This is a genomic window from Mycobacterium sp. E796 (assembly GCF_001672815.1).
Classification (GTDB): Bacteria; Actinomycetota; Actinomycetes; order Mycobacteriales; family Mycobacteriaceae; genus Mycobacterium.
Genome location: NZ_LZKK01000168.1, coordinates 25,867 through 41,537, shown reverse-complemented (window position 1 = coordinate 41,537; position 15,671 = coordinate 25,867). Strand labels below are relative to the sequence as shown.

Sequence of the window (15,671 nt, the reverse complement as noted above, 5' to 3'; positions counted from 1 at the left end):
CCGCACAGCTGGTGGCCCATCCTGGTGGCGCTGGCCGGATCGGTCGCGGCGGTCGGCATCGCGCTGTGGCTGCCCTGGTTGATCGTCGCCGGGGTGGTGTTCATCCTCGCGACGGCGGCCGGACTGGTCTTCGAGTATTACACGGGCCCCGAGAAGCACTGATTTGCGACTCAAAGGTCACAATCAGGGCATCACTTGATCCGGGCCCCTTTTCCACGACTTCTTTGCTCTATCCCGTTCGGTAGGGTTTGCCCAGGCACAATGAGAAACTCCCAAGCGCGCGCGCACCAATGCAGCCGCGGGGCCTCGCGCGCTGGTGATGCAGTTGGACAGGGCAGCCACAGCGCGATGCCGACCGCCGCGACCGATCCGGCCAGCGCCACCAGGATGGGCCACCAGCTGTGCGGCGCGAAAAAGCCCAATTCTCCTGCACCGTCGCTGATCTCGGCGCCCTCATAGTCCTCCGGCCGGGTGTCCAGCCGGCGCGAGATGAACCAGAAAAAGCTTCCCGTGATGACGGCCAGGCCACCGGTCAGCGCCAGGGCGGTGGTCCCCGCCCACTCCACCCCGCCGGTCGCGAACAGCGCAGTCAGGATCCCGTAGAGCACCGCCGAGAGAACGAAGAATGCGGCGATGAATTCGAACAGCCTGGCTTCGATCTTCATTGAGCGTCCTAACCTACGGGCTGGTTTTTGGTCGCTTCACCGCGACGGGTATCGAACGGATGGGTGGTCACGGCCAGCGGGGCTTGGGCGATCGCCTGCAGCGCCTCGGCGTTGGTCTTCCCGCCGATCCGTTGCTGCAGGTAGGCCTTGAAGTCGTTGGGCGGCACGACCCGCACCTCAAAGTTCATCATCGAGTGATAGGTGCCGCAGAACTCGGCGCAGTGGCCGACGAACGCCCCGGTCTTCTGGATCTCGTCGACCTGGAACACGTTGACCGAGTTGTTCGCCTCGGGGTTGGGCATCACGTCGCGCTTGAACAGGAATTCCGGCACCCAGAACGTGTGCACCACGTCCGCGGAGGCCAACCGGAATTGGATCTGCTTGCCGGCCGGCAGCACCAGCACCGGGATCTCCGTGGCGGTTCCCAGGGTCTCGACCTTGTCGAAATTCAGGTAGGTCCGGTCCTCCGGGTTGAGCCCGCGCACCGCCCCGACGCGCTCCTCGCCGTGCTCGTCCTTGCCTTCCGGCTTGGAGACCATCGCGTTCTTGCGCGCCGGGTCCGCCCCGTCATAGGTCAGCGTGCCGTCCTTGAAGTTGACCCGCTGATAACCGAACTTCCAGTTCCACTGGAACGAGGTGACGTCGATGACGACCTCGGGGTCCTTGGCCAGGTGCAGCATCTTCTCCTGCACCACCACGGTGAAGTAGAACAGCACCGAGATGATGAGGAACGGTGTGACGGTGAGCACCAGCTCCAGCGGCATGTTGTAGCCGAACTGCCGGGGCAGGTCGGTGTCGGTCGCCTTCTTGCGGTGGAACGTGACCGACCAGAAGATGAGCCCCCACACGATGACGCCGACGACCAGCGAGGCGATCACCGCCCCGACCCACAGCTCCCGGTTGAGGTGGGCCTCCGGGGTGATGCCCTGCGGCCAGCCCATGCCGATCGCCTCCGACCAGCTGCATCCGCTCAGGGTGACCGCCAGCACGCCAAGCGTCGCGGCCAGGGCCAACGGCCGGAGACGACGCGACCGACCCCGCCCCGCGCCCCCGGAACGGGGCTGGAACCTGCGCTGCGACAGACGTTGCGAACGGACCTGCTCGCGAGGTGTCACGTTGGCGCCTCCTGCTCGGATTCGAATACTACGCAGCGTAGACCACGCCGCTTACGCCGTCGCGCAAACCCCGGCCGGTCACGGGCGTGCGGCGCCCCGAGCGCCGCCCAAGTGGGGCATACTGGGGCGCCGTGTGTGGTCTGCTGGCGTTCGTTGCGGCCCCGGCCGGTCCTGGCGGCGGCAGAGCTGACGCCGCGGCGGCCGCCACCCGCGCCGACGGCGCCATTTCCGCCGCGTCGCACCTGATGCGCCACCGGGGGCCCGACGAGCCGGGGACGTGGGCCGACCCGGGCGCCGACGGCTCGGTGGTGTTCGGCTTCAACCGGCTGTCCATCATCGACATCGCCCATTCGCATCAGCCGCTGCGCTGGGGCCCGCCCGAGGCGCCCGACCGCTACGTGCTGGTGTTCAACGGCGAGATCTACAACTACCTCGAGCTGCGCGACGAACTGGCCGTCAAGCACGGCGCCGCGTTCGCCACCGACGGTGATGGCGAGGCGATCGTCGCGGGATACCACCATTGGGGCACCGACGTCCTGCACCGGCTGCGCGGCATGTTCGCGTTCGCGCTGTGGGACACCGCGACCCGCGAATTGTTCTGCGCCCGAGACCCTTTCGGCATCAAGCCGCTGTTCATGGCCACCGGCACCGGCGGCACCGCGCTGGCCAGCGAGAAGAAATGCCTGATGGACCTGGCCGAGTTGGTCGGGTTCGACACCGGCATCGACGACCGCGCGGTGCAGCACTACACGGTCCTGCAGTACGTGCCAGAACCCGAGACGCTGCACCGGGGGGTGCGCCGCCTGGAGTCGGGCTGCTACGCGCGCATCCGGCCCGGGCAGCGGCCCGAGGTCACCCGCTATTTCGTGCCGCGATTCGCGGCCACCCCCATCACCGCCGACACCGAGCAGGCCCGCTACGACGAGATCACCGCGGTGCTGGAGGACTCGGTGGCCAAGCACATGCGCGCCGACGTCACCGTCGGGGCGTTCCTGTCCGGGGGCATCGACTCCACCGCCATTGCGGCACTGGCCATCCGGCACAACCCCAGGCTGATCACGTTCACCACCGGCTTCGAGCGCGAGGGTTTCTCCGAGATCGACGTCGCGGTGGCCTCGGCGGAAGCCATCGGGGCGCGCCACATCGCCAAGGTGGTCAGCCCCGACGAGTTCGTCGCCGCCCTGCCCGAGATCGTCTGGTACCTCGACGAACCCGTCGCCGACCCGGCGCTGGTCCCGCTGTTCTTCGTCGCCCGCGAGGCCCGCAAGCACGTGAAGGTGGTGCTGTCCGGTGAGGGCGCCGACGAGCTGTTCGGCGGCTACACGATCTATCGGGAGCCGTTGTCGCTGAAGCCTTTCGACTATCTGCCGCGCCCGCTGCGCCGGTCGATGGGAAAGGTGTCCAAGCCGCTGCCGGAAGGCATGCGTGGGAAGAGCCTGTTGCACCGCGGCTCGCTGACCCTCGAGGAGCGCTACTACGGCAACGCCCGTAGCTTCTCCGACGCGCAGCTGCGCGACGTGCTGCCGGGGTTCCGCGACGAGTGGACGCACACCGATGTGACCGCGTCGGTGTACGCCGAATCGGCCGGCTGGGACCCGGTGGCCCGCATGCAACACGTCGACCTGTTCACCTGGTTGCGCGGCGACATCCTGGTCAAGGCGGACAAGATGACGATGGCCAACTCGCTGGAGCTGCGGGTGCCGTTCCTGGATCCCGAGGTGTTTGCCGTCGCCTCCCGGCTGCCCGTCGAGGCCAAGATCACCCGGACCACCACCAAGTACGCGCTGCGGCGCGCGCTGGAGCCGATCGTTCCCGCGCATGTGCTGCATCGGCCCAAGCTGGGCTTCCCGGTGCCGATCCGGCATTGGCTGCGCGCGGGCGAACTGCTGGAGTGGGCGTATGCGCTGGTGGACTCCTCACAGGCCGATCACCTGGTCGACCCGGCCGCCGTGCGCCGGATGCTCGACGAACACCGAAGCGGCACCAGCGATCACAGCCGCCGGCTGTGGACGGTGTTGATCTTCATGCTCTGGCACGCGATCTTCGTCGAGCGCAGCGTGGTGCCGCAGATCAGCGAGCCGGTCTACCCCGTCCAGCTTTAACGGCGAGCAGACGCAAAAGCCCCCAAAACACGCGGTTTTCGGGGGCTTTTGCGTCTGGTGACCGGGCAGGGCCCGGCGAACACTGTCAGAGGATTAGGCGAGCACCGCGGCGATCTCGGCGGCCGCGTCCTCTCCGTACGCGCCGGCCAGCCTGCTCTTCGCGACCTCGTGGTCCCAGGCCCACTCCTGCGTTCCGGTCGACTCCAGCACCAGCACGGCCACCAGCGAGCCCAGCTGGGCCGAGCGCTCCAGGCTCAGGCCCGCGCTGCGGCCGGTCAGGAAGCCGGCCCGGAACGCGTCGCCGACGCCGGTCGGGTCGACCTGGCTGGTCTCGGGCACCACGTCGACGTGGGTAGTCGTGCCGTCGGGCTCGACCAGGTCCACGCCCTTAGGGCCCAGCGTGGTCACCCGCAGCTCCACCTGGGCCATCACGTCGGCCTCGGTCCAGCCGGTCTTGGACAGCATCAGGTCCCACTCGTAGTCGTTGGTGAACAAGTACTTGGCGCCGTCGGTGAGCGTGCGGATCTCGTCACCGGAGAGCCGGGCCAGCTGCTGGGACGGGTCGGCGGCGAAGGGCAACCCGAGCTTGCGGCACTCCTCGGTGTGCACCTGCATGGCCTCGGGGTCGTTGGCCCCGACGATGACCAGCTCCGGCGTGCCGATGGACGACACCACGTCGGCCAGCTTGATGTTGCGGGCCTCCGACATTGCGCCGGGGTAGAACGACGCGATCTGGGCCATGTCGACGTCGGTGGTGCAGGTGAACCGCGCGGTGTGCGCGGTCTCGGAGATCAGGACGTTGTCGCAGTTGACGTTGTGGGACACCAGCCAGTCGCGGTAGTCGGCGAAGTCGTCGCCCGCCGCGCCGACCAGCGCGACGTCGCCGCCCAGCACACCGATGGCGAAGGCGATGTTGCCCGCAACGCCGCCGCGATGGATGACCAGGTCGTCGACCAGGAAGCTGAGCGATACCTTCTGCAGGTGCTCGGGCAGCAGCTGCTCGGAAAAGCGGCTGGGGAACCGCATCAGGTGGTCGGTCGCAATCGAACCCGTTACCGCGATCGTCACGAAATCTCCTTCGTTAGTAAGGTTATCTAGCTTACTCAGGCATATCGAGCGTCGTCGCGTCACGGTCCGCGCAAAGTCGTGCGCTAGCCTGCCTAGAAACGACTCAAGCAACTCAGTCAGCCGCCGGGACCCGCCTGGCCGCAACCCGCTCCTGGTCCCGTCCACCAGCGTAGGAGAACCACATGGCAGGTCCGCACTGGCCGGACCAGACTGTCGGCGCCGACGGACCAACGCCCGAGTCCCAGCCGCTTGACTTCCCCAACGAACCCCACGCCGCGCCGGCGAATTATGCCGGGCAGCCGGTGCCCTATCCACAGCGACGATCCAAGCGGCGCTTGGTCATTGGCCTGCTGCTGGCCGTCGCGCTGGCGGCCGCGCTGACGCTGGCGATCACCTACGGGGTCCGCACCAACGGGGCCAACACCGGCGCCGCGTTGTCCGACGGCGCCGCCAAAGCGGCGATCCAACAGTACCTGGACGCCCTCGAGCACCGCGACATCGATGTCATCGTCCGCAACGCGCTGTGCGGCATGTACGACGGCGTGCGCGACAAGCGGTCGGATCAGGCCCTGGCCAAGATGAGCAGCGACGCCTTCCGCAAGCAGTTCACCGAGGTGGAGCTGACGTCGGTCGACAAGATCGTGTACCTGTCGCAGTATCAGGCGCAGGCGCTGTTCACGATGCGGGTAACGCCCGCGACCGGCGGGCCGGCGCGCGACGACGTGCAAGGAGTCGCCCAGCTGCTATTTCAGCGGGGCCAGATCGAGGTCTGCTCGTATGTGCTGCGCACCGGCGGCTCCTACTGAGCCGCCGAACAGGTCAGTTGAAGGAGTCCCCGCAGGCGCACGAACCGGTGGCGTTGGGGTTGTCGATGGTGAAGCCCTGCTTCTCGATGGTGTCGACGAAGTCGATGGACGCGCCTTCGACGTAGGGCGCGCTCATCCGGTCGACCGTCAGCGTCACGCCGCCGAAGTCCGCGGTCAGGTCGCCGTCCAGCGACCGGTCGTCGAAGAACAGGTTGTACCGCAGCCCGGCGCACCCGCCCGGCTGGACCGCGATGCGCAGCGCCAGGTCGTCGCGGCCCTCCTGGTCCAGCAGGGACTTCGCCTTGGCAGCGGCGGCATCGGTCAGGATCACGCCGTGGGTCTTGGCGGTTGACTCGTTTTGCACCGTCATTGCATCTCCTAGTTGGCACTTTTCCTAGTGGTCCTGGTTGGCTCGAAGATCCGGGCGATGCGCTCCGGAAAAAGCCCACTGCATCAACGGTACCTTGCGGGACCGCTATTCCCGAGTCGCGCCGCGACCTCGGAGGCCAAACCCATCAGCTGATTGGCGGCGTCGGCCTGCGCCAATCGCACCGAACCGGCGTAATCGGCGATGGACAGCGCCGACATGATGCCCGACGAGCGCACCGCGGAATTCTCCAAGTCGACCTGGCCGGCCAGCACGATCACGGGAATACCCAGCGGTCGGGCCGATTCGGCGAGGTAACCGACCACTTTTCCGAACAGGGACTGCTCGTCGAACCGGCCCTCCCCGGTGACGATCATGTCCGCGGCCTCGAGGTCGTCGGCCAGGTTGGTGTGCTCGGCGATGATCGCCGCGCCCAGCTCGCAACGGCCGCCGAGCGCCATCAGCCCGGCCCCGATGCCGCCGGCGGCCCCCGCGCCCGGCTCCGAGCTCACGTCCCGCCCGGCCGCCACCTCCAGTTGCAGCGCCCACTCCTCGAGGCGGACTTCCAGGGCGGCGACGGCGGCCGTGTCCGCGCCCTTCTGCGGCCCGAACACCCTGGCCGCCCCCCACGGGCCCACCATGGGGTATTCGGTGTCCGATGCGGCGATCAGGTCCACGTTGGTCATCCGCTGGCGGGCCTCGGCCAGGCCGCCGAGCTGCGTGATCATCCCCTTGCCGCCGTCGGTGCACGCGCTGCCGCCCAACCCGACGACGATCCGCGTCGCGCCGGCCCGCAGCGCCTCGTCGAGGAGCTGCCCGACGCCGCTGCTGTCGGCCGTCACCGCGGTTTCCGGGGTGGGCGGACCGCCGAGCAGGGCCAGGCCGCAGGCCTGCGCACACTCCAGGTACGCGGTCCGCGAGATGCGGTCGAACACCCAGGCCGCCTCCACCGTGGTGTCCAGCGGCCCGAACACCCGGACGCGCCGCGTCTGCCCCAGCCGCCGGCCGAGCACCTCGACAAATCCGGGGCCACCGTCGGACATGGGCGCGACGGTGAAGCGATCGCCCGGACGCGATCGGGTCCAGCCGGTTGCGATGGCGGCGGCGGCCTCCACCGCGGACAGGCTGTCCCCATAGCAATCGGGTGCGACCAAGACCTGCATGGCGGGCAGGCGCAGACGGCCCGGTGCGAGGCCAGCGGCAGCGTCATCCGAGGCCATCGTGCCGTCGTCCATCACAGGTAGCCATTCATCACAGTCAAGCCTAAGCGTCACGCGTTGCGCTGGCGCATGGCCAATAACAACGCATTCCAGGTGCGTTACGGGCGAGCCCCCCCGCGAAGTAACCTGGCCATTGTGAAGCTAATGGGCCGCAAAAAGGGCCAGAATGACGACCTCGAAGTCGCCGTAGTCAAGGCCGACGCCTCCGGGGACGCCGTCCCGCGTCGGACCGGCCCCAAGGGCCGGCCCACGCCCAAGCGCAGCGAGGCGCGGCGCAACGCGAGGAAGGGCCCGATCGCACCGGCGCCCATGACGGCCTCCGAGGCGCGCGCCCGCCGCAAGACGCTGGCCGGCCCCAAACTCAGCCGCGAGGAGCGCCGAGCCGAGAGAACGGCCAGCCGCGCGCGGATGACGGATCGCCGCGAGCGCATGATGGCCGGCGAAGAGGCCTACCTGTTGCCCCGCGATCAGGGACCCATCAAGCGCTACGTGCGCGACGTGGTGGACTCCCGGCGCAACGCCCTCGGTCTGTTCATGCCGGCGACGCTGGTCTTGCTGTTCGCCTCGTTCGGCGTCCCGCAGGTGCAGCTGTACGCCTCCCCGGCGATGCTGGTGCTGATGGTCGTGATGGGCGTCGACGGGGTGCTGCTGGGTCGCAAGGTCAGCAAGATGGTCGATGCGAAGTTCCCAGACAACACCGAAAGCCGTTGGAAGCTGGGCATTTACGCCGCCGGCCGGGCTTCCCAGCTGCGCCGCATGCGCACGCCCCGGCCCCAAGTCGAGCGCGGCAGCAGTGTCGACTGACCGGCGCCCGAAAGCCGTCTGACCGCGGTGCGCACCCTGGTGCTCGGCGGGATCAGGTCGGGCAAGTCCCGCTGGGCCGAGGAAGCCATCGCCACGTCACTGCCACCGGGACAGCCCGTCCGCTACCTGGCCCCCCGCGCGACGGGCCAGTCCGACGCCGACTGGGCGGACCGCATCGCACGACACCGTGACCGCCGGCCCGCGCATTGGTCGACGGTCGAAACCGACGACGTCACGGGGCAATTGCGCCAGTCGCCCGGCAGCCCGACGCTCGTCGACGACCTCGGCGGCTGGCTCACCGGAACGCTGGACCGCAACAATGCGTGGGACGGCGGGTCGGTGGCCGGTCCCGTCGACGAATTGCTTTCCGCCGCGGGCGAATTCGGCTCGACGCTGGTGCTCGTCAGCCCGGAGGTCGGGCTGACGGTGGTACCGGCGACCGCGGCCGGGCGCCGGTTCGCCGACGAATTGGGCAGCCTGAACCAGCGCATCGCCGAGCTGTGCGACCGCGTGGTGCTGGTGGTGGCCGGGCAGGCGGTGCAACTCAAGCCGTCGGGAACCTGATGGAATTCTCCCCCGTTTCACCGCCCGACGCGGACGTCGCCGCCGCCGCTCGCGCCCGGCAGGACACGCTGACCAAGCCGCGCGGAGCCCTGGGCCGCCTCGAGGACCTGTCGGTCTGGGTCGCCTCCTGCCAAGGGCACTGTCCGCCACGGCAATTCGAGCGCGCACGGGTGGTCGTCTTCGCGGGTGACCACGGCGTCGCGCGCTCAGGCGTGTCCGCGTACCCGCCGGAGGTGACCGCCCAGATGGTCGCCAACATCGACGCCGGCGGCGCGGCGATCAACGCGCTGGCCGGCATCGCCGGTGCGACGGTTCGGCTGGCGGACCTGGCGGTCGACGCCGAGGCGGCCTCGGATCGCATCGGCGCCCACAAGGTTCGGCGCGGCAGCGGCGACATCACCACACAGGATGCGCTGTCCGACACCGAGACCCTCGCCGCGATCGCCGCGGGCCGGGCCATCGCCGACGAGGAGGTCGACGCCGGCGCCGACCTGCTCATCGCCGGCGACATGGGGATCGGAAACACCACGGCGGCGGCGGTTTTGGTGGCGGCTCTGACGAACGCCGAGCCGGTGGTCGCGGTCGGCTTCGGGACCGGGATCGACGACGCGGGATGGGCGCGCAAGACGGCCGCGGTGCGCGACGCCCTGTTCCGGGCGTGTCGCGTGCTGCCCGACCCGGTCGGGCTGCTGCGCTGCTGCGGCGGCGCGGATTTGGCCGCGATGGCCGGGTTTTGCGCGCAGGCCGCGGTGCGGCGCACCCCGCTGCTGCTCGACGGCATGGCCGTGACCGCGGCCGCACTGGTCGCCGAGCGTCTGGCACCGGGCGCCCGGCACTGGTGGCAGGCCGGTCATCGGTCCACCGAGCCGGGCCACCAGTTGGCGCTGACCGCCCTGGAATTGGACCCGATCCTGGACCTACGGATGCGGCTGGGCGAGGGAACCGGCGCGGCGGTAGCCCTGCCGGTGCTGCGCGCGGCGGTGGCCGCGCTGTCGTCGATGGCGACGTTCGCGCAGGCCGGGGTGGCCGGTCCGTCCGGCCCGCTGGCTCAGTGATGCGTTCCCTGGCAACCGCTTTCGCGTTCGGCACGGTGCTGCCCGTCCCCGGTTCGCGCAACGCGCCGATGGGCCGCGGCGCCATGACCGCGCTGCCCGTGGTCGGCGCCGCGCTGGGGGCGTTGGCCGCGGGCGTCACGTGGTGCGGCGCCGCGGTTTTCGGCCCGTCCAGCCCCTTGGCCGGGCTGCTGGCCGTGGCGGCGCTGCTGCTGGCGACCCGGGGGCTGCACATCGACGGCGTCGCCGACACCGCCGACGGGCTGGGCTGTTACGGCCCACCGCAGCGCGCGCTGGCGGTGATGCGCGACGGGTCGACGGGTCCGTTCGGTGTGGCGGCCGTCGTGCTGGTGATCCTGTTGCAGGGGTTGGCCTTCTCGACGCTGAGGCCGTCGGCCATTGTGCTGGCGGTGTTTTCCGGCCGCGTCGCGGCGGTGCTGGCCTGCCGCCGGTCGGTGCCGGCGGCCGACGGCAGTGCGCTGGGCGCGCGGGTGGCCGGCAGTCAGCCGGCGCCGGCGGTGGCGACCTGGGTCGCGGCGCTGCTGGCGGTCTCGGTGCTGGCGGGTTCGCGCCCCTGGCAGGGACCGGTGGCGGTGCTGGTGGCGCTGGCCTGCGGCGCGGCGCTGGTGGCGCACTGCGTGCGCCGGTTCGGCGGCATCACCGGCGACGTGCTGGGCGCCGCGATCGAGCTCACCACCACGGTGAGCGCCGTGGCGCTCGCAGGGTTTCCCTGACGAGCAGACGCAAAAGCCCCCGACACGCCGCACGCGAGGGGGCTTTTGCGTCTGCTCGCGCTTCTAGCGGGCCCTAGGCCAGCCGGGCCATCCAGCCGTGGGTGTCGGCGAAGGTGCCGCGCTGGATCCCGGTCAGCGTGTCGCGCAGCGCCATCGTCACCTCACCGGGTTGGCCGTCGGCGATGGTGAATTCGCTGTCGCCGTATTTCACCCGCGACACCGGGGTGATGACGGCGGCGGTGCCGCACGCGAACACCTCGGTGATCTCGCCGGCGGCGGCCTTCTTCTGCCACTCGTCGATGTCGATCTTGCGTTCCTCGACGGCAAATCCGGCGTCAATTGCCAACTGCAGCAACGAATCCCGCGTGATGCCGGGCAGCAGTGACCCGGACAGCTCCGGGGTGACCAGCCGCGCCGACCCGCCGCTGCCGAACACGAAGAAGAGGTTCATCCCGCCCATCTCTTCGATGAAGCGGCGTTCGACGCCGTCCAGCCAGACCACCTGGTCGCAACCGTTTTCGGCGGCCTCGGCCTGAGCCAGCAGCGACGCGGCGTAGTTGCCGCCGAACTTGGCGGCACCGGTGCCGCCCGGGCTGGCCCGCACGTATTCCGTCGACAGCCACACGGTCACGGGGCTGATGCCGCCCTTGAAGTAGGCGCCGGCCGGCGACGCGATCAGCAGGTAGCGGTACAGCTTGGACGGCCGCACGCCCAGCCCCGGTTCGGTGGCGAAGATGAACGGCCGCAGGTACAGCGCCTCCTCGCCGCCGGCCCGCGGCACCCAGGCCTTGTCGACGGCGACGAGCTGGCAAAGGGATTCGATGAACAGGTTTTCGGGCAGCTCGGGAATGGCCAGCCGCCGCGCCGACGATCGCAGCCTGGCGGCGTTGGCTTCGGCGCGAAACGACACGATCGAGCCGTCGGCCCAGCGGTAGGCCTTGAGGCCCTCGAAGACCTCCTGGGCGTAGTGCAGCACGATCGCCGACGGGTCCAGTTCGATCGGGCCGTACGGGATTACGCGCGGGTTGTGCCAGCCGCGGCCCTCGGCGTAGTCGATCGACACCATGTGGTCGGTGAAGTACTTGCCGAAACCCGGGTCGGCCAGGATTGATTCACGTTCGGCGTCGGTCGCCGGATTGGACGCGCGTTGAACCGTGAACTCGGGCGAGTCGCTGGTCATGGGGCCGATTCTATATCCGCGCGCCACCGGGTTTTTGCCATCGAACGTGCGCTAACGCGTTTTCACGGCGACGAACGGCGGCCGCACGACCTCGCATTCGGCGGCGCGGCCGCGGATGTCGACGGTGACCTGCTGACCGTCGTCGATCCCGGCGTCGGTGTCGATCAACGCCAGCGCGATGCCGACTTGCAGTGTCGGAGAAAACGTCCCGGACGTCGTGACCCCGACCGGCCGCTCCCCCGCCAGGACCGTCAGGCCGGGACGCAGCACGCCGCGACCGACCATCCGCAGCCCGCGCAGCAGCCGCCGCGGTCCCGCTTCTTTTTCGGCCAGCAGGGCTTCGCGGCCGAAGAACGCATCCTTCTTCCACCCGATCGCCCAGCCGCAGCGGGCCTGCAGCGGCGAGATGTCAAGCGAAAGTTCGTGCCCGTGCAGCGGATAGCCCATCTCGGTGCGCAGCGTGTCGCGGGCGCCCAGGCCGGCGGGCTCTCCCCCGGCGGCGCGCACCGCCGCGATCAGCCCGTCGAACACCACACCGGCGGAGTCCCACGGCGGCAGCAGCTCGTAGCCGTGCTCCCCGGTGTATCCGGTGCGGCAGACGCGCACCGGCACCCCCGAGTACGCGGCGTCGGCGTAGCCCATGTAATCCATGTCGGTCGGCAGGCCCAGCTCTCCGAGGACGTCTGCCGATCGCGGGCCCTGCACGGCCAGCACCGCGTAGGAGCGATGCTCGTTGGTGATGGTCAGACCGTCCGGGGCAACCGCCCGCAGCGCGTCGACCACCGCGGCGGTGTTGGCGGCGTTGGGCACCAGAAAGATTTCGTCGTCGTCGACGTAGTAGGCGATCAGGTCGTCGATCACGCCACCGGATTCGGTGCAGCACAAGGTGTATTGCGCTTTGCCCGGCCCGATGCGGCCCAGATCGTTGGTGAGCGCGGAGTTGACGAACGCGGCGGCACCCGGCCCGCGGACCAACGCCTTGCCCAGGTGGCTCACGTCGAACAGGCCCACCGCGTTGCGGGTGGCGTTGTGTTCGCTGACGGTGCCCGCATAGGACACCGGCATCAGCCAGCCGCCGAACTCCGCGAAGTTTGCACCCAGTTCGCGATGGCGCTCCTGAAGCGGTCCCTTTTGCAATTCCGGCGCATCGGTCATGCGCCACTCCTCCTCATCGCTTCGCTCTGCATCGTCGCCGGCGCGGCTCACGGCGTCCCACCCTAATGCGCTCGGGTACTGGCACACTTGGGCAGGTGTCCGATCCGCTCGACTTTTCCGAGCTCGAGGCCGCGGGAATTGCCAACCCGCGGGAGCGGGCGGACCTGATCAAGTACCTGGGCGACCTGGGCTTCACCGCCGACGAGATGGCCGAGGCCGAGCGCCGCGGGCGGTTGTTCGGGCTTGCCGGCGACGTCCTGGCGTGGTCGGGACGCCCGATCTACACGCTGCAAACCGCGGCCGACGAGCTCGGCATCTCGGCCGACGACGTGGCGCACGCGTGGGCTTTGCTCGGGCTGACGGTCGCCGGCCCCGATGTTCCCGTGCTGAGCCAGGCCGACGTCGACGCCCTGTCGACCTGGCTCGCGCTCAAGGCGGTGGTCGGCGAGGACGGCGCGTTCGGCCTGCTGCGGGTGCTGGGCGCCGCGATGGCCCGTCTGGCGGAGGCCGAGGGAACGATGATCCGCGCCGGAACCCCCGACATCCAGATGAACTAAACCCACGACGAGCTGGCCACGGCGCAGGCGTACCGCTCGGTCGCCGAGTTCATCCCCCGCATCGGGGCCCTGATCGACGTGGTTCACCGGCATCACCTGACCAGCGCCCGGACCTACTTCGAGCGCGTCCTTCTCGACACGTCGGCGAGCGTGGTGTGCGGCGTCGGGTTTGCCGATTTGTCCAGCTTCACCGCGCTGACGCAGGCGCTGACGCCAGCGCAGCTATCCGATCTGCTCACCGAGTTCGGCGCCACGGTCGCCGACGTGGTGCACGCCGACGGCGGGCGGGTGGTGAAGTTCATCGGCGACGCGGTGATGTGGGTGTGCTCGTCGCCCGAGGGGCTGGTCAGGGCGGCGCTGGACCTGGTCGACCACCCGCGGGCCCGGGAGGCCGACCTGCAGGTGCGCGCGGGCCTGGCGTACGGCGCGGTGCTGGCGATCAACGGCGACTACTTCGGCCTCCCGGTCAACCTGGCCGCCCGGCTGGTGGCGGCCGCGGCGCCGGGGCAAATCCTGGCCGCGGCCGAGCTGCACGAGAAGTTGCCCGACTGGCCCGCGGTCCCCCACGGCCCGTTGCTGCTCAAGGGCTTTGACGGCCCGGTGATGGCCTTCGACCTGCACGGCGGGCACGCTGACGGGGAAAACCCCAGCGCTTGTGATTAGGGTGGTTTGCCGTGACCACCGAACCGGGCTACCAGGCCCCCTCCGTCAACGTCGCCACATCCTTGCCCAAACGCAGTGCGGGCTCCGCGGTATTGCTGGTGCCGGTCGTTTCGACCGGCGACGAGGACAGGCCGGGCGCGGTCGTCACCGCCGCCGAGCCGTTCCTGTCCGACGACGCCGTGGCCGAGATCCAGGACGGCCTGCGGGCGCTGGAGGCCACCGGCGGCAGTGAGCAGGTGCACCGGCTGGTGGTGCCGTCGCTGCCGGTGTCCAGCGTGCTGACGATCGGGCTGGGCAAGCCGCGTGACGAGTGGCCGGCCGACACGATCCGGCGCGCCGCCGGCGTGGCCGCGCGATCGCTGGGCACCGCCGAGGCGGTGATCACCACGCTGGGTGAGCTGCCCGGTGACGACGTCTGCTCCGCGGCCGTGGAGGGGCTGGTCTTGGGCAGCTACCGGTTCACCGAGTTTCGCAGCGAGAAGACCGCCCCGAAGGACAAGGGGCTGCGCAAGATCACGGTCCTGGCGACCGGCAAGGACGCCAGGAAGCAGGCGGCGCACGGCGCGGCCGTCGCGACCGCGGTCGCCACGGCCCGGGACCTGGTCAACACCCCGCCCAGTCACCTGTTCCCCGCCGAATTCGCCAAGCGTGCAAAGGCTTTGGGCGAATCGGTCGGCCTCGAGGTGGAGGTGCTCGACGACAAGGCGCTGCAGAAGGGCGGCTACGGCGGGGTGATCGGCGTCGGGCAGGGCTCGTCGCGGCCACCACGGCTGGTGCGGCTCATCCATCGCGGCTCCAAGCTGGCCAAGAAATCAAAACAGGCCAAGCGGGTCGCGCTCGTCGGCAAGGGCATCACGTTCGACACCGGCGGCATCTCGATCAAGCCGGCGGCGTCGATGCACTACATGACCTCGGACATGGGCGGCGCGGCCGCCGTCATCGCGACGGTCGCGCTGGCCGCGCAGCAGCAGCTGCCCATCGACGTGATCGCCACGGTCCCGATGGCCGAGAACATGCCGTCGGCCACCGCGCAGCGCCCGGGCGACGTGCTGACGCAGTACGGCGGGATCACCGTCGAGGTGCAGAACACCGACGCCGAGGGCCGGCTCATCCTGGCCGACGCGATCGTGCGGGCGTGCGAGGACAACCCGGACTACCTCATCGAGACGTCCACGCTGACCGGCGCGCAGACGGTGGCGCTCGGCGCCCGGATCCCCGGGGTGATGGGCAGCGACGAGTTCCGCGATCGGGTGGCCGCGATCTCGCAGCGGGTGGGCGAGAACGGCTGGCCGATGCCGCTGCCCGACGAGCTCAAGGACGACTTGAAGTCCACCGTGGCTGACCTGTCCAACATCAGCGGCCAGCGCTTCGCCGGGATGCTGGTGGCCGGGGTGTTCCTGCGCGAGTTCGTCGCCGACGGCGTGGGCTGGGCGCACATCGACGTCGCCGGGCCGGCCTACAACACCGGCAGCCCATGGGGCTACACGCCCAAGGGCGGCACCGGCGTGCCGACCCGCACCATGTTCGCGGTGCTGGAGGACATAGCCGAGAACGGCTGAGCGCTCACCGCCCGCCGAGCGCCACGCTGGCGTGGCTCTGGACGCCGAACGGCGCGCCAC

Annotated in this window: 15 protein-coding genes and 1 pseudogene; 9 read left to right on the top strand and 7 right to left on the bottom strand. The window is 69.9% G+C overall.

The features are described 5' to 3' along the window. On the top strand, nucleotides 1-162 hold a 162-nt coding region (locus A5706_RS12480; RefSeq protein WP_197517815.1), incomplete at its 5' end, for a cytochrome c oxidase subunit 4. A gap of 29 nt (nucleotides 163-191) precedes the next feature. Here A5706_RS12480 and A5706_RS12475 read toward each other — a convergent pair. Together A5706_RS12475 and A5706_RS12470 are read right to left on the bottom strand one after the other, a co-directional pair. Beyond that, the gene (locus tag A5706_RS12475) at nucleotides 192-665 is read right to left on the bottom strand and encodes a cytochrome c oxidase subunit 4 (RefSeq protein ID WP_082964330.1); all 474 of its coding nucleotides are present in this window, start codon (nucleotides 663-665) and stop codon (nucleotides 192-194) included. An 8-nt stretch (nucleotides 666-673) separates the two neighbouring features. Then, nucleotides 674-1,780: a cytochrome c oxidase subunit II gene (locus A5706_RS12470; protein WP_082964329.1), complete on the bottom strand. Its 1,107-nt coding sequence runs from the start codon at nucleotides 1,778-1,780 to the stop codon at nucleotides 674-676. Nucleotides 1,781-1,911: 131 nt separating this feature from the next. Between A5706_RS12470 and asnB the strand changes: the two genes are divergently transcribed. Beyond that, on the top strand, nucleotides 1,912-3,882 hold the full coding sequence (gene asnB / locus A5706_RS12465; protein WP_068130892.1) for an asparagine synthase (glutamine-hydrolyzing): 1,971 nt from the start codon (nucleotides 1,912-1,914) through the stop codon (nucleotides 3,880-3,882). Between the two features lie 93 nt (nucleotides 3,883-3,975). Here asnB and A5706_RS12460 read toward each other — a convergent pair whose 3' ends face one another. Further along, nucleotides 3,976-4,950, bottom strand: a complete 975-nt coding sequence (locus tag A5706_RS12460; protein ID WP_068130889.1) for a carbohydrate kinase family protein — start codon at nucleotides 4,948-4,950, stop codon at nucleotides 3,976-3,978. 182 nt (nucleotides 4,951-5,132) lie between these two features. Between A5706_RS12460 and A5706_RS12455 the strand changes: the two genes are divergently transcribed. Then, nucleotides 5,133-5,756 (top strand): hypothetical protein, encoded by a 624-nt coding sequence (locus A5706_RS12455; protein WP_068130886.1) that lies wholly within the window; start codon nucleotides 5,133-5,135, stop codon nucleotides 5,754-5,756. 13 nt (nucleotides 5,757-5,769) lie between these two features. Here the strand turns inward: A5706_RS12455 and A5706_RS12450 are convergent, their stop codons facing one another. Both A5706_RS12450 and A5706_RS12445 read right to left on the bottom strand, forming a co-directional pair. Then, complete coding sequence (locus A5706_RS12450) at nucleotides 5,770-6,126, bottom strand: iron-sulfur cluster assembly accessory protein (RefSeq protein WP_068106822.1); 357 nt, start codon at nucleotides 6,124-6,126, stop codon at nucleotides 5,770-5,772. 83 nt (nucleotides 6,127-6,209) lie between these two features. Then, the gene (locus A5706_RS12445; RefSeq protein WP_068130906.1) at nucleotides 6,210-7,286 is read right to left on the bottom strand and encodes a glycerate kinase; all 1,077 of its coding nucleotides are present in this window, start codon (nucleotides 7,284-7,286) and stop codon (nucleotides 6,210-6,212) included. A gap of 192 nt (nucleotides 7,287-7,478) precedes the next feature. Between A5706_RS12445 and A5706_RS12440 the strand changes: the two genes are divergently transcribed. The 4 genes from A5706_RS12440 to A5706_RS12425 are packed head-to-tail and all read left to right on the top strand — an operon-like array spanning nucleotide 7,479 to nucleotide 10,497. Further along, complete coding sequence (locus A5706_RS12440; protein ID WP_068130908.1) at nucleotides 7,479-8,147, top strand: DUF3043 domain-containing protein; 669 nt, start codon at nucleotides 7,479-7,481, stop codon at nucleotides 8,145-8,147. Between the two features lie 27 nt (nucleotides 8,148-8,174). Next, nucleotides 8,175-8,711, top strand: a complete 537-nt coding sequence (locus tag A5706_RS12435; RefSeq protein WP_068130883.1) for a bifunctional adenosylcobinamide kinase/adenosylcobinamide-phosphate guanylyltransferase — start codon at nucleotides 8,175-8,177, stop codon at nucleotides 8,709-8,711. Beyond that, complete coding sequence (gene cobT, locus A5706_RS12430) at nucleotides 8,708-9,766, top strand: nicotinate-nucleotide--dimethylbenzimidazole phosphoribosyltransferase (RefSeq protein WP_197517816.1); 1,059 nt, start codon at nucleotides 8,708-8,710, stop codon at nucleotides 9,764-9,766. Before A5706_RS12435 ends, cobT begins: the two co-directional genes overlap by 4 nt. Next, nucleotides 9,763-10,497 carry an adenosylcobinamide-GDP ribazoletransferase gene (locus A5706_RS12425; RefSeq protein ID WP_068130877.1) on the top strand — a complete coding sequence of 245 codons (735 nt, stop codon included), beginning with the start codon at nucleotides 9,763-9,765 and terminating at the stop codon, nucleotides 10,495-10,497. The genes cobT and A5706_RS12425 overlap by 4 nt, the downstream gene beginning before the upstream one ends. Nucleotides 10,498-10,570: 73 nt before the next feature. Here A5706_RS12425 and A5706_RS12420 read toward each other — a convergent pair whose 3' ends face one another. Both A5706_RS12420 and gcvT read right to left on the bottom strand, forming a co-directional pair. Continuing rightward, nucleotides 10,571-11,677: a branched-chain amino acid aminotransferase gene (locus A5706_RS12420; RefSeq protein WP_068130874.1), complete on the bottom strand. Its 1,107-nt coding sequence runs from the start codon at nucleotides 11,675-11,677 to the stop codon at nucleotides 10,571-10,573. Nucleotides 11,678-11,728: 51 nt separating this feature from the next. Then, nucleotides 11,729-12,832, bottom strand: a complete 1,104-nt coding sequence (gene gcvT / locus A5706_RS12415; protein ID WP_068130903.1) for a glycine cleavage system aminomethyltransferase GcvT — start codon at nucleotides 12,830-12,832, stop codon at nucleotides 11,729-11,731. Between the two features lie 95 nt (nucleotides 12,833-12,927). Between gcvT and A5706_RS12410 the strand changes: the two are divergent. After that, nucleotides 12,928-14,052, top strand: a pseudogene (locus A5706_RS12410) (adenylate/guanylate cyclase domain-containing protein). Between the two features lie 11 nt (nucleotides 14,053-14,063). Further along, the gene (locus A5706_RS12405) at nucleotides 14,064-15,611 is read left to right on the top strand and encodes a leucyl aminopeptidase (RefSeq protein ID WP_068130872.1); all 1,548 of its coding nucleotides are present in this window, start codon (nucleotides 14,064-14,066) and stop codon (nucleotides 15,609-15,611) included. Nucleotides 15,612-15,671 lie beyond the last annotated feature (60 nt).

Coding starts and splice junctions, on each gene's coding strand:
- A5706_RS12475 (WP_082964330.1), bottom strand. CDS start 665: ATGAAGATCGAAGCCAGGCTGTTCGAATTCATCGCCGCATTCTTCGTT.
- A5706_RS12455 (WP_068130886.1), top strand. CDS start 5,133: ATGGCAGGTCCGCACTGGCCGGACCAGACTGTCGGCGCCGACGGACCA.
- A5706_RS12450 (WP_068106822.1), bottom strand. CDS start 6,126: ATGACGGTGCAAAACGAGTCAACCGCCAAGACCCACGGCGTGATCCTG.
- A5706_RS12445 (WP_068130906.1), bottom strand. CDS start 7,286: ATGCAGGTCTTGGTCGCACCCGATTGCTATGGGGACAGCCTGTCCGCG.
- A5706_RS12420 (WP_068130874.1), bottom strand. CDS start 11,677: ATGACCAGCGACTCGCCCGAGTTCACGGTTCAACGCGCGTCCAATCCG.
- gcvT (WP_068130903.1), bottom strand. CDS start 12,832: ATGACCGATGCGCCGGAATTGCAAAAGGGACCGCTTCAGGAGCGCCAT.